Source organism: Paraburkholderia sp. 40, assembly GCF_050434105.1.
Taxonomy (GTDB): domain Bacteria; phylum Pseudomonadota; class Gammaproteobacteria; order Burkholderiales; family Burkholderiaceae; genus Paraburkholderia; species Paraburkholderia tuberum.
This window is the reverse complement of record NZ_JBNPVY010000003.1, coordinates 1,221,288-1,234,043: the sequence shown is the minus strand read 5'-3', so window position 1 is coordinate 1,234,043 and position 12,756 is coordinate 1,221,288. Positions and strand designations below refer to the sequence as shown.

Below are 12,756 nucleotides of genomic sequence, written 5' to 3'. Positions count from 1 at the left end.
GACGCGCACTGATGAATCAGCGATATTCCCGCCGCGGCACCTAAGACGTCCGCTGCCCCCCCGCAATCACCCGCTCCAACGACAGCTTCAAGTGACGCTGCATCGCCGCCTGCGCCTGAATCGCATCATGCGCCTCCAGCGCTTCCAGAATTACAAGATGTTCGTCGGGCACGGCGCCCCACGTCGTCTCGTTTTCGAAGTGGCCGCGCAGCTTTTCCGACAGCGGACTATGCCGCGCATCGAATAGCGAGCTGACGGTGCGCACCAGCACTTCGTTGCCGGACATTTGCGCGATCGCGAGATGGAACGCGCGATCGGACGCGACCGGAATTCTGCCGGCCTTTACTTCGCGCTCCATCTCGTTGTAAATGGCGCGCAGCATCTTCAGGTCTTTCGGTTTGCAGAACGGTGCGACGCTCGCGATGATCGAGCCTTCGATCAGGCAGCGCGCGCCGAGGATGTCGAGCAGGCTATCGCCGAGTTCGGCCTGCGACAGCGACGCATCACTTTGCGCGGACGGCGTCGCGCACAGATAGACGCCCGAGCCCATGCGAATCTCGACGAGCCCTTCCAGTTCCAGCGCGACCAGCGCCTCGCGCACCGACGGCCGCGACACGCCGAGCGTCTCCGCCAGCGCGCGCTCGGACGGCAGCCGGCCGTTCGGCGCGAACTTCGGCTGAGCGATCAGATCGCGCAATTTTTCCGCGATCTGAAGATAGAGGCGGCGAGTGTCGGCAGGTCTGGTGGTCACGAAACGATTCCCGGCGATGTAGCTTGTGCAAGCCCCATAAGGCGAGCGCCGATTGTAGATCGAAGCGCCCGGCGCGCAAATCGTGCCCGCTCGGGCGGCGCGGCGACAGTGTTCGGGGTTTCCCCAACTCCGTGCGAATTGGCTTGACCAGTATCGCACGCGCCGTTATTTTTGCAAATTGGTAAGGCCAGATCGACGCCACGGAGACGCCAGCCGTGCAGCCCTGCTGGTCGCTCCGCATCCCGACACCCGATCAATTTCTCCATGACGACGAAGACTGTCATTTGCGAACAACCCCGCCAGCTCGCGCTCGCCGAACGCGCGATGCCGGCGGTTCCTCGATCATCGCCTCGCCGACATCGCGCGCAATCACGAGCAAAAGAAAGAGCGGCGTTTCAAGCCGGTGATCGAACTCGCGCGCGAGCTTGGCGTGCGTGTCGAGCAACCGCGTCTGAACGCGGCGCTTGCCGCGTGCGCGCACGACGGCTAACGACGCGGGCCGCAAATCCGCAGTAGATCTGTAGCAGACCCCGGCAGCACACCCCGGCAGCACACCGGCGGCCACGAGGCCGCATGGTTCATCCAAATAGAGTAGATGCCAGCCCAGGAGGAGACGGTTTCATGAAGAAGATGCGTTGGGTAGTGATTTTTCTGTGCTTTCTCGCGATCGCGGTGAACTACATCGATCGTGCGAATCTCGCGGTCGCCGCGCCGCAAATCGAAAAGGCGCTCGGCATCGGCCCCGCCGAGATGGGCTTCATCCTGAGCGGATTCTTCTGGACCTACGCGTTGATGCAGATGCCGTTCGGCTGGTTCGTCGATCGTGTCGGCGCGCGCATCGCGTTGCCACTCGCGGTCGGGTGGTGGTCGGTGTTTACCGCGGCCACCGCGGTCACGACCAGCGTCGCGGGCATGTTCGGCTGCCGCCTGTTGCTCGGCGTCGGCGAGGCGGGCGCGTATCCGTCCTGCACGAAGCTCGTCAGCCAATGGTTCGAGCCAAAGGAGCGCGCGATCGCGACCAGCATCTTCGATAGCGGCTCGCGGGTCGGCTCCGCGCTGTCGATTCCCGTGGTCGCGCTGATCATCGGCACGCTCGGCTGGAAGGCCGCTTTTGTCCTCACTGGCTTGCTCGGCGCGGTGTGGATCGTCGGCTGGTTCGTGATCTATCGGAATCCCGTGCAGGACGCGATGGAGACCGCGCGCAACGCTGCGCCGGCGGCTCAAGCGAGAGGCGGCCAGGACAACGTGACCTGGGCATCGCTGTTTCGCCATCGCACGCTGTGGGGCATGATGCTCGGCTTCTTCTGCCTGAACTTCGTGATCTACTTCTTCATTACGTGGTTTCCGAGCTATCTCGTGCAGACGCGCGGCTTCTCGCTGAAATCGCTCGGCACGCTCGGCATGATTCCGGCGCTGATCGCGATTCCGGGCGGCTGGCTCGGCGGCTTTGTGTCCGACGCGCTGTTCCGGCGCGGCTGGAGCCTGACCGCTGCGCGCAAGACCTGCATGGTCGGCGGCATGCTGTTGTCGTCGGTGATCACGCTGTCGGCGTTCACGGAGAACACGTATCTGATGCTCGCGTTCTTCGGCATCGCCTATGGCAGCCTCGCGTTCGCCGCGGCGAGCATCTGGTCGTTGCCCTGCGACGTCGCGCCGACGCCGCGCCATGTCGCGTCGATCGGCGGCATCCAGAACTTCGCGTCGAATCTGGCGGGGATCGTGATCACGACGTTCACCGGCGTGATGGTCGCGATGACGAAGGGCTCATTCACGATTCCGCTCGTCGTGGCAGGTGGTTTCTGCTTCCTTGGCGCGTTCAGCTATCTGGTGATCGTGGGACGCATCGAGCCGCTGTCGCTGGAATCGGAAAGCCGCGAGCTGCCGAAGGGCGCGGGCTCCACGATCTGACGTATTCTGTTTCCAACGCATTCGAATAACCCTGCTATCGAGGCTTCTCATGTCGACTCAAGCTAGCGTCACGTCCGCGATCATCCGCCTGCATCCCGGCGACGACGTCATCATCGCGACCCGACAGTTGTTGCCGGGCACGCGCATCGAGGCGGAACAACTGGTCGTCGCCGGGCTGATTCCACCGGGGCACAAGATCGCGACGCGCAACATCGCGCAAGGCGAGCCGGTCAAGCGCTACAACCAGATCATCGGCGTCGCGCGTGAAGCGATCGCGCGCGGCCAGCATGTTCACACGCACAATCTCGGCATGTCCGAGTTCTCCCGCGAGCACGCGTTCGGCGTCGATGCGCAGCCGACTGTCTATGTCGACGAGCCCGCGCATTTCATGGGCATTCGTCGCGACGACGGCCGCATCGCGACGCGCAATTACATCGGCATTCTGACCAGTGTGAACTGCTCGGCGACGGTCGCGCGCGCGATCGCCGATCATTTCCGGCGCGACGTGCGTCCCGACGCGCTCGCCGACTATCCGAACGTCGACGGTGTGATCGCCTTGACGCACGGGCTCGGTTGCGGCATCGACATGCAGGGCGAGGGGATCGCGATCCTGCGCCGCACGCTTGCCGGTTACGCGGTGCATCCGAACTTCGCGTCGGTGCTGTTCGTCGGGCTAGGCTGCGAGACGAACCAGATCGCCGGCGTGCTCGCGGCGGGCGGGCTCGACGCCAATACGACGAAGCTGCGCAGCTTCACGATCCAGGACAGCGGCGGTACTCGCAAGACGATCGAACGCGGGATCGCGACGGTGCGCGAGATGCTCGCCGACGCGAACCGCGTGCGGCGCGTGCCGGTGCCGGCCTCGTATCTATGCGTCGGTCTGCAATGCGGCGGCTCGGACGGCTATTCGGGCATCTCCGCGAATCCGGCGCTCGGCGCCGCGGTCGATCGGCTGGTGCGGCATGGCGGCACCGCGATCCTGTCGGAAACGCCGGAAATCTACGGCGCCGAGCATCTGCTGACGCGGCGTGCGGTGAGCGCCGCGGTCGGCGACAAGCTGCTCGCGCGCATCGCATGGTGGCAGGACTATTGCGCGCGCAATGGCGGCGCGATGGACAACAACCCATCGGCGGGCAACAAGGTGGGCGGCCTGACGACGATCCTCGAAAAATCGCTCGGCGCGGTCGCGAAGGGCGGCACGACAAATCTGGTCGACGTCTACGAATACGCGCAGCCGATCGCCGCGAAGGGCTTCGTGTTCATGGATTCGCCCGGCTACGATCCGGTGTCGGCGACGGGACAGGTCGCCTCGGGCGCGAACCTGATCTGCTTCACGACCGGGCGCGGCTCCGCCTATGGCTGCGCGCCGTCGCCGTCGTTGAAGCTGGCGACCAACACCGCGTTGTGGGAGCGCCAGCAGGACGACATCGATATCAATTGCGGCGGTGTGATCAACGGCAGCGCGAGCATCGACGAACTCGGCGAAGCGATCTTTCGCATGATGCTCGACTGCGCGTCCGGCACGCGCACGAAGAGCGAGCTGCACGGCTATGGGCAAAGCGAGTTCGTGCCGTGGCAGGTCGGCGTGGTGACCTGAGCGGGTGCATTGCAGCGACACAACCGAATAGCCGAATGGATCACGCATTGGAGGATGCAATTGGAACGCCGCCTTTATTCAGGCCGCGACGTGAAGCGCGCGCAGCGGCTCTGCCCGTCTGACGAACTGGAGATATCCGATGCAGCACGAACCGATCTCCGCGACCCGCGGTAACGAAGCCGTCGCCGCGCTGCGCGCGGCGCTCGGCGCGGACATCGTGAGCCTGCCGGCCGAATTTGGCGGGCGGCAGTTCGCGGACTGGAGCGGCACGCCATCGACCGATCCGATCGCGCTGATCCGCCCGCGCACGACCGAAGAGGTCGCCACCGCGCTCAGGATCTGCCATCAATTCCGGCAGCCGGTCGTCACGCAAGGCGGCATGACCGGGCACGCGGGCGGTGCCTGCGTGCTTGGCGGGGAGGTCGCGCTGAGCGTCGAGCGGATGAACGGCGTCATCGACATCGATCCGGTCAGCGCGACGATGACCGTGTTCGCGGGCACACCGCTGCAGGTCGTGCAGGAAGCGGCCGATCACGCCGGCTTCATGTTCGCGCTCGACCTCGGCGCGCGCGGCAGTTGCACGATCGGCGGCAACATCGCGACCAATGCGGGCGGCAATCGCGTGATCCGCTACGGGATGATGCGCGACCAGGTGCTCGACGTCGAAGCGGTGCTCGCCGACGGCAGCGTGATCGGCGGCGAGCGCAAGATGATCAAGAACAATACCGGCTACGACCTGCGCAACCTGCTGACGGGCAGCGAGGGCACGCTCGCGGTCATCACGCGCGCGGTGCTGCGCCTGCGGTCCAAGCCGCGCGCGATCTCGACCGCATGGTGCGGCATGCCGGACTACGCGGCGGTGACCACGCTGCTCGGCCGCGCGCAGGAGCGGCTGCCGGCCGGCGTGTCCGCGTTCGAGGTCATGTGGCCCAGCTATTGCGACTTCGTGCGGCAACGCCTGCCCGAGCTGCGTGTGCCGCTCGCGAGCGATCACGCCTACTACGTATTGCTCGAGACTTGCGGCGCGGACCCGGAACGGCAGTCGGCGGCTTTCGAGGAATTCCTCGCCGACATGTTGAACGCCGGCGTGATCGCCGACGCCGCAATCGCGCAATCGGACGCGGACGCCGCGGCGTTCTGGGCGATTCGCGACGCGCCAGCCGAATATCCGCGCCTGATCCCAGGACGCATCTCGTTCGACATCAGCTTCGCGGTCGCGCAGGCGGGCGACGCGGCGCAGCGTTGCGACGAGCGGTTGCGCGCGCGCTGGCCGCAAGCGACGATCCTCGTCTATGGGCATCTCGGCGACGGCAATCTGCACGTAGTGGTGCAAGAACCTGGCTGGACCGACGAGGCCATCGACGACGTCAAGCGCGTCGTCTATGAACTGACGGGGGAAATGGGCGGTTCGGTATCGGCCGAGCATGGGATCGGCGAGGAGAAGCTGGGCGTGCTCGGCCTGTCACGCTCGCCGGCCGAACTCGCCGCGATGAAGGCGATCAAGCTCGCGCTCGATCCGCACAATATCCTGAACCCGGGCAAGGTGATCGCGATGTAGTGTGCGCGGCGCGAATCTGCGTGCGCAGCCACGGCGCTTTCAGCCGCTCGGGAACGCGCTTCTCCGACGTGACATCCAATCCCGTATCCGCAACGGAGTATGGGCGATGTCATGTGAAACTCATCCACACAGTGCTGGCGGCGGCGCTCGCGTTAGCGAGCATCGCGTCTAATGCGCAAGGCTCCGGGCCGAGCGATCCGCAGATTGCCGCGATCGTCGTGACGGCCAATCAGGTCGATATCGACGCGGGCAAGCTCGCGGAAACCAAAACGAAATCGAAGGACGTAAAGGCGTTCGCGCAGCAGATATGAAAGCGTGATCGACGCGCCCGAATCCATCGAACATGCCGATGCAATGACCACGCACGACGACGATGCCCCCGACCAGGCGTTTGCGCGTTCGCAAGTGCGCGCGCTGCTCGAACGCAAACTCGATGAATTGCCCGAGCTGTTTCGCGTCGTATTCGTGCTGCGCTCGATCGAGGAAATGAGCGTCGAGGAGACCGCGCGGTGTCTGAACATTCCCGAAGCGACGGTGCGGAGCCGGCATGTTCGCGCGCGCAGCATGTTGCGCGAGTCGCTTGCTCAGGCACTCGATCTCGCCGAGCGCGACGTGTTCGAATTCGGCGGGGCAATCCATATGCAACGCGCCCCATTCGGGCAACTCGAGCCCGAAATGACCTTCGCGCGACCATTGCCGCGTGTCCTTGTCGAGCCAGAGAATGGCGAAGGCCATCGGGTTGACACGATCGAACGTGTCGAGATGAACAGTCAAACGCATGACATGTCTCCGCAATGTACACGACTGATTCGCATTGCCGGCGCCATCGCGCTCGGCTCGGGCTCGCCATAGGGAACGCCGGCCCTCAGCGCGGACGCCGAGCACACGAGCAGACAGTTTCGGATTCGCGCAATCACGGCACGTACTCCCGTATCAGGAATAAGATCAGTGTACGGGCGGCGAAACCGCCCTTATTGACTTCGATCAAACGGTCTACGGCGCGCGGGCCGATCGCGCGACACAATGGCGCGCCTACGCTGATGAGAACGGCGCGCGCCTCGCTGTCTGCGATGACGGCAGCTTGTCGCTGCCGAAGCATCTGAAGGAGAACCCGATGCGAGCGATGGTGTTCGACGGCAGCTCGGCGACGCTGACCGAGCGGGAAGTGCCTGATCCGCGGCCCGGTGCCGGCGAGATCCTGATCGACGTTCATGCGTGCGGCGTGTGCCGCACGGACCTGCATCTGGTCGATCGCGAGCTCGAGCATCCAAAGTGGCCGGTGATTCCCGGCCACGAAATCGTCGGCGTGGTGGCCGCATTGGGCGCGGGCGTCAGCGGTTTCACGGTGGGCGAGCGGGTCGGCGTGCCGTGGGTCGGGCGCACCTGCGGCAACTGCCGCTACTGTCTGTCCGCCCGCGAAAATCTCTGCGACGACGCTGGCTTCACCGGCTACACGATCGACGGCGGCTACGCCGAGCGCACCGTCGCCGATAGCCGCTACTGCTTTCATCTGCCGCCGCACTACAGCGATATCGAGGCCGCGCCGCTGCTGTGCGCGGGTTTGATCGGCTATCGCACGTTGAGCATGGCGGGCGACGCCGAACGGATCGGCATCTACGGTTTCGGCGCGGCCGCGCATCTCGTCGCGCAGGTGGCGCGTCACCAGCAGCGCACCGTCTATGCGTTCACGCGTCCCGGCGACCACGCGGCCCAGCAACTCGCGCTGCGCCTCGGCGCGGCATGGGCCGGCGGCAGCGACGAGGCACCGCCCGGCGAACTCGACGCCGCGCTGCTGTTCGCGCCGGTCGGCGCACTGGTGCCGCTGGCGTTGCAGGCGGTCGCGAAAGGCGGCGTGGTGGTGTGCGGCGGCATCCATATGAGCGACATTCCGTCGTTCCCGTACGCGTTTCTGTGGGGCGAGCGGCGGGTGGTGTCGGTCGCGAATCTGACCCGCGACGATGGGCTTCAGTTCATGCGCAGCGCCGCCGAGATGCAGCTCGCGATCGAGACGACGACTTACGCGTTGCGCGACGCGAACCGCGCGCTCGACGATCTGCGCAACGGCAACCTGACCGGCGCGGCCGTGCTCGCGGTCCGCCCGTGATCCGCTAGCGAGCCGTTGGCGCTTGATACAGATCAAGCCGCGTGCCGCGTTGGCGTTCATCATGTAAGCGCGAACCGTTGGCGTCCCCGTCACGGGCCGAGGTGTGAAGCGACGCGGTTGACGCGCCGCCTTGCGGTGCGACGATCCGAGGAGAGCCGATGAACACTGCTGCCGAGCGCAACACCTTCCACCGCGTGATGATCGCGTCCGCGGGCGGCAGCGGACTGCCGCTCGGCACGCGCGTCGCCCGGCAGTTGGTCGCGGCGGATGCGCGCTTTCGTCTCGTCGATATCGTTTGCAATCCTGCCGCGCTTTATCCGACGCTGATGCTCAGCTATCCGGACTGGTGCGAGGCGCATCGCGCGATGCTGCACGGCGCGCAGGCCGCGCTGCGCGACGCGGTGATCGCGTTGCACGGCGTCGTCGCGGCGACCGACGCCGAGATCGTCGATCTCACCGCGCTGCATCAGGGCGCGGCCGAAGCGCTCGCCCACACGGCGACGCAATGGGACGCGGATCTGGTCGCGGTGGCCGCGCATCCGCGTGAACATCGCTGGGACAGCCGTATCGATCCCGAGGAACTGGTCGCGTCGATCGGGCGTCCGGTGCTGTACATATCGGCGAGGTCGACCGACGCGAGCGATGCCTCGGCGGTGAGCCGCGTGCTGGTCGCGATCGATGGCAGCGACACCGCGCTCGACGCGCTGCGCACCGCGCTCGCGGTAGCGCCGCCCGACGCGCGCATCAAGGTCGTCTACGCGGCCGACGACCGGTTCGCGTGGTGCGAATGGCTGCCGTTCGAAGTCGTGTCGCAGCATCGAATCGATGTCTTGCGGCGCGGCGCGGCGATGCTCGAACAAAGCCGGCGCGCGGCCGAAACCGCGTTGCTCGAGTTCGACGATGATTCCGGCGATGCGTCGACCGCGATTCTCGACGAAGCGCAACGCTGGCACGCGGACCTGATCGTGATGGGTTCGCACGGCATGCGCGGCGCGCCGCACCCGTTGCCGGGGCACGTGACGTCGCGCACGCTGCGCGACGCGGCGTGTCCCGTGCTCGTGTGTCCGCGCGGCGCGTCGTCATTGCGGGCGGACGACGTGCTGCACGGCGAGTGGCGGGAGCCGTATCTGGGCAGTGCGGGCGGGCCCTTTTATCTGTAGCAGGAGCGCGCCACGCGCGTTGACAAATCCAACCTCAGTGGAGAATCGGCATGTACCAACATATCCTCGTCGCGCTAGACGGCAGTACTTTCTCGAAACGCGCGCTGAAAGAAGCGGTGAATCTCGCCGCGTTGACGAAGGGCGTCGTGCATCCGGTTTATGTGGTCGACAAGACGCCGCTCTTTTCCTATGCCGGCTATTACGACCCGCTCACGCTCGTCGACGCGTTGCGCCAGGACGGCCAATCGGTGCTGGAGGAGGCCGAACAGGCCTGCGCCGCCGCCGATGTGCCTTGCCGCCCTGAAATGATCGAGTCGGAGAGCCTGTCCGACGACGTCGCCGCGATCGTGCTGCGCCACGGCGAGCAGATCCACGCCGATCTGCTTGTGCTGGGCACGCATGGGCGACGCGGCGTGCGGCGCCTCGTGATCGGCAGCGTGGCGGAGCGGGTGCTGCGTTTCTCGACCTGTCCGGTGCTGCTCATGCGCGAGCAAAGCACCGGGGATGCGCCTGCAGAGTAACCCGCGACAGCGGGGCGCTGCAGCGCGTGAACATTACGCGAGCGCGTCGGCCGGTATCTGGATCGAGATCCTGAAGCCATGGCCCGGCGAGCTGGTGAACGACACGTTGCCGCGCAACTGCCGCACGCGTTCGCGAATGCCGAGCAAACCGAATGAATCTGTTCCCCGCGACCGATCCAGCGCGACACCCACGCCGTCATCCTCGATATCGAGCGATACGATGGGGCCCGCGCAGGTCATGTCGATGCGTACGCGGCTGGCCTGGGCGTGCCGCGCGACGTTCGTCAACGCCTCCTGAACGATGCGAAACAGCGCCGTCGCCGCGAATTCGCCGCAAACCGGCTCGGCCGGTTCGAGATGCACGCTCGAGCGCACGTTGTAGCGTTTCGTGAAGTCTTCGGCCAGCCAGTCGGGCGCGGCGGCGAGTCCGAGGTCGTCGAGCAGCGGGGGCCGCAGATCGGCGGCGATACGCCGCAGCGAAGCGGCCATCCGGTCGATCTGCTTTTGCAGTTCGTGCGTCTGCGCGGCCAACGGCTCGGTGTCGGCCTGGCTTTTCAGCTTCGCTTCGAGCAGCGCGACGCTCATTTTAGCGCGGTCAGCCGTTGGCCGAGATCGTCGTGCAGTTCGCGCGCCATACGTTTCTGCTCGTTTTCGCGGGCGATTTGCACGTGGGTGGATACCTGATTCGCGCGTTCGAGTTCCGCGAGGCGCATGCGCTCGGTCAGGTCGCGCGTGATCTTGGCGAAGCCGAGCAGCGCGCCCGACGCGTCGTGCACGGCGGAAACGATCACGTTGGCCCAGAAACGCGAGCCGTCGCGACGTACGCGCCAGCCCTCGTCCTCGGCGCGGCCCACGGCTGCGGCGACTTCCAGTTCGCGGGCGGGCTTGCCGGTGTTTTCTGGAAAATCAGAAGAGGTCAAATGGAACAACAGAAACAGGATGAAACCCGGGGGCAAGGAAGAGTGCCTGCTTTGCCGTATCACCTATGCAATATACTCAAACTTCCCGCCCATGCCGTCCGCAATGGCGCTGAACGTCGAAACCGGCGAATGGTTTCCGCAGGATAGTCGCCATGAATTTTTTGCGCGCCAGGAAGCTTTTAATCCACAAAGGTTGGCATCCTGTTCAATCAAAAGTGACCGGCGAACATATCGGCGTCGAAAAATATACTAATACGAAGTGGTATTAAAGAAGTGGAAAGCTGTGCGATAGACCGGCCATTATGTATTTTCATTTATTCGAAGAATGGTAAGTGTCTGAGGCTTGTTACTGCCGGGGAAGACGTGCCTACGATGCAAATTATCGATATTTCCCACTCCTGCTCATCGTAGACCGTGCTGGCACGATAGACGATAACGTCCGGACGCTGCCTTCCGAGGCTGCTCGGCGTTTCTAGCCTGTCTGCTGTTAAAAACCTCATCGGCGTGCGGCCATTTCGTCCTTGCCTTTTTCTTCTCCTTACCTTAATGCTAGGAGCATCGGAGGTGCCACTATGGCAGCAGCAACTATCACTTCGAAGGGCCAGGTCACGATCCCGGTGGACGTGCGCAACAAGCTTGGCCTGGAGGCGGGAGACCGGATCGAATTCAGCTTCAACGAGGCGACGGGCCGCTATGAGATCTGTCCGGCCACGCGCTCGCTTGCGTCGCTCGAGGGCATCGTGAAGAAGCCCGCCAAACAGGTGTCGATCGAGGACATGAACCGGGCCATCGCCGAGCAGGGGGCATTGGCGCGATGATCGGACTGGATACGAACGTTCTGGTCCGCCACTTCGCCCAGAACGACGCCGTGCGATCGAAGAAGGCGACGGCGCTGATGGAGTCCCTGTCGGCCGGACGGCCGGGGTACGTTTCGCAGATCGCCCTGGTCGAGGTCGTGCGGGTGCTCGCGCGCTGCTATGGCGTCGAGCGCGAGCAGATGAAGGACATCATCGACTCGATGATCGGCAGCAAGGAACTGGTCGTTGAAGGAGTTGTCGCCGCTCGCAAGCGGCGACCCCGAGCGGCGACCCATTGACCTGCGTCAAGCCGCGCGACGGCGCGCGCTTCACACTGTCGGTGCAGACACGCGACGGCACCGCTTCGGTTCATGGCAGCGCTTTCACAGGGAGTCCAACATGTATGCACGAATTCTGGTTGCGCTCGACGACAGTCCCAGCGCGCAGCGCGCCTTTGCCGAGGCGCTGAAGCTCGCGAAGCTGACGGGCGCCACACTCGAAGCCTGCTGCGTGGTAGGGCACGGCAAGTGGTCGGACAATGCCGATGTGGCTTTCGAGCCGGAACCGGCGGCCGCGGCGCAAGAATTCGCCAGCCGCGCGCTCGATGCGCCGCGCGAGCTGATGCGCGAGGCACAGGTGCCCGGCGGCGTGCGGGTGATCGACGCGTACGCCGAAAGCGTGTCCGCGGTGCTCGCGCGCGTCGCCGACGAAATCGAAGCCGACCTGATCGTGATGGGCACGCACGGTCGCCACGGCGTGCAGCGCTTTCTGCTCGGCAGCGTCGCGGAGTCGCTCGTGCGTGCGACCGACAAGCCGGTGCTGATCGTGCGGCATGAGGAACACGGGCACGCGCGGCCCTGAAGCGCCGCGTCGCGCAGCCGTGGCGCGATCGCGTCGGAGCGGCCGCGCAGCAGCCTGGTTTTCGCGGCTCAGGTGAGTTCGTTTTCGGCGCAGGCCGGGACTGACTGGTCGCGCGTCGCGCCGTTCGCGTGCGCGGGAATCATCGGCACCGGGCAGCTGGCGCTGCGCAGCACGCGCTCGGCGACGCTGCCGAGCATCAGTCGTTGAACACCATGGCGGCCGTGCGTGCCCATCACGATCGCGTCGGCGTGCCATTCGAGCGCCGCCTCGACGATGCGATGCGCGACGTCTTCGCCGGTGATCGCGGCTTCGACGGTGCGGGCCGTGCCCTTGATCCCGCGCGCGGTCATCCGGCTCTGGGCATCGGCCGCGATCCGCTTGCCTTCCTCGATGAAGGCGTCCTGGATCACGCAAGGGTCGAAGCCTGGCGCGTCGTAGGCGATGACGGGCACGTCGATCACGTACAGCGGCTGCAGCTCGGCGCCCGATTCGGCGGCAAGGGTCAGCGCGGCGTCGAACGCACGGGAGGCGGTGTCGCTGCCGTCGAGCGCGTCGAGCAGGCGGTGAAACATGGCGGAC

General features: G+C 65.4%; 11 protein-coding genes and 5 pseudogenes. 12 read left to right on the top strand and 4 right to left on the bottom strand.

Annotated features, from left to right (window positions below; translation table 11 throughout):
• Positions 1–40 precede the first annotated feature (40 nt).
• A complete protein-coding gene (locus OKW28_RS21235) occupies positions 41–751 on the bottom strand; it encodes a FadR/GntR family transcriptional regulator (protein ID WP_429448583.1) in 711 nt (236 codons plus the stop codon).
• 334 nt (positions 752–1,085) lie between these two features.
• Here OKW28_RS21235 and OKW28_RS21230 point away from each other — a divergent pair.
• The 6 genes and pseudogenes from OKW28_RS21230 to OKW28_RS21205 form a co-directional block, all read left to right on the top strand.
• A pseudogene (locus OKW28_RS21230) lies at positions 1,086–1,241 on the top strand (mannitol dehydrogenase family protein); the annotation flags it as partial.
• A 131-nt stretch (positions 1,242–1,372) separates the two neighbouring features.
• Positions 1,373–2,659 carry an MFS transporter gene (locus OKW28_RS21225; protein ID WP_429448581.1) on the top strand — a complete coding sequence of 429 codons (1,287 nt, stop codon included), beginning with the start codon at positions 1,373–1,375 and terminating at the stop codon, positions 2,657–2,659.
• A 49-nt stretch (positions 2,660–2,708) separates the two neighbouring features.
• On the top strand, positions 2,709–4,256 hold the full coding sequence (locus OKW28_RS21220) for a UxaA family hydrolase (RefSeq protein WP_429448579.1): 1,548 nt from the start codon (positions 2,709–2,711) through the stop codon (positions 4,254–4,256).
• Between the two features lie 139 nt (positions 4,257–4,395).
• On the top strand, positions 4,396–5,814 hold the full coding sequence (locus tag OKW28_RS21215; RefSeq protein ID WP_429448577.1) for an FAD-binding oxidoreductase: 1,419 nt from the start codon (positions 4,396–4,398) through the stop codon (positions 5,812–5,814).
• A 113-nt stretch (positions 5,815–5,927) separates the two neighbouring features.
• Positions 5,928–6,122 (top strand): annotated as a pseudogene (locus OKW28_RS21210) (DUF4142 domain-containing protein); the annotation flags it as partial.
• Between the two features lie 10 nt (positions 6,123–6,132).
• A pseudogene (locus OKW28_RS21205) lies at positions 6,133–6,447 on the top strand (sigma-70 family RNA polymerase sigma factor); the annotation flags it as partial.
• Here OKW28_RS21205 and OKW28_RS21200 read toward each other — a convergent pair.
• A pseudogene (locus tag OKW28_RS21200) lies at positions 6,445–6,594 on the bottom strand (DUF3564 family protein); the annotation flags it as partial. The pseudogenes OKW28_RS21205 and OKW28_RS21200 sit on opposite strands and share 3 nt — an antisense overlap.
• 334 nt (positions 6,595–6,928) lie before the next feature.
• Here OKW28_RS21200 and OKW28_RS21195 point away from each other — a divergent pair.
• The 3 genes from OKW28_RS21195 (at position 6,929) to OKW28_RS21185 (ending at position 9,599) form a co-directional block, all read left to right on the top strand.
• Complete coding sequence (locus OKW28_RS21195; protein ID WP_429448829.1) at positions 6,929–7,918, top strand: zinc-dependent alcohol dehydrogenase family protein; 990 nt, start codon at positions 6,929–6,931, stop codon at positions 7,916–7,918.
• A 158-nt stretch (positions 7,919–8,076) separates the two neighbouring features.
• Positions 8,077–9,078, top strand: coding sequence for a universal stress protein (locus OKW28_RS21190; protein WP_429448575.1), 1,002 nt, complete (start codon positions 8,077–8,079; stop codon positions 9,076–9,078).
• Positions 9,079–9,128: 50 nt separating this feature from the next.
• Positions 9,129–9,599 carry a universal stress protein gene (locus OKW28_RS21185; protein ID WP_429448573.1) on the top strand — a complete coding sequence of 157 codons (471 nt, stop codon included), beginning with the start codon at positions 9,129–9,131 and terminating at the stop codon, positions 9,597–9,599.
• Positions 9,600–9,632: 33 nt separating this feature from the next.
• Here OKW28_RS21185 and OKW28_RS21180 read toward each other — a convergent pair.
• A pseudogene (locus tag OKW28_RS21180) lies at positions 9,633–10,492 on the bottom strand (sensor histidine kinase); the annotation flags it as partial.
• Positions 10,493–11,091: 599 nt separating this feature from the next.
• Here OKW28_RS21180 and OKW28_RS21175 point away from each other — a divergent pair.
• The 3 genes from OKW28_RS21175 (at position 11,092) to OKW28_RS21165 (ending at position 12,177) form a co-directional block, all read left to right on the top strand.
• Entirely contained in the window at positions 11,092–11,337 is a 246-nt protein-coding gene (locus OKW28_RS21175) for an AbrB/MazE/SpoVT family DNA-binding domain-containing protein (RefSeq protein WP_429448571.1), read from the top strand.
• Positions 11,334–11,615, top strand: a complete 282-nt coding sequence (locus tag OKW28_RS21170) for a PIN domain-containing protein (RefSeq protein ID WP_429448569.1) — start codon at positions 11,334–11,336, stop codon at positions 11,613–11,615. The genes OKW28_RS21175 and OKW28_RS21170 overlap by 4 nt, the downstream gene beginning before the upstream one ends.
• A 100-nt stretch (positions 11,616–11,715) precedes the next feature.
• On the top strand, positions 11,716–12,177 hold the full coding sequence (locus OKW28_RS21165; RefSeq protein ID WP_429448567.1) for a universal stress protein: 462 nt from the start codon (positions 11,716–11,718) through the stop codon (positions 12,175–12,177).
• Positions 12,178–12,245: 68 nt separating this feature from the next.
• On the opposite strand, the gene OKW28_RS21160 is transcribed toward OKW28_RS21165, so the two are convergent.
• Positions 12,246–12,749: a universal stress protein gene (locus OKW28_RS21160; protein WP_429448565.1), complete on the bottom strand. Its 504-nt coding sequence runs from the start codon at positions 12,747–12,749 to the stop codon at positions 12,246–12,248.
• Positions 12,750–12,756 lie beyond the last annotated feature (7 nt).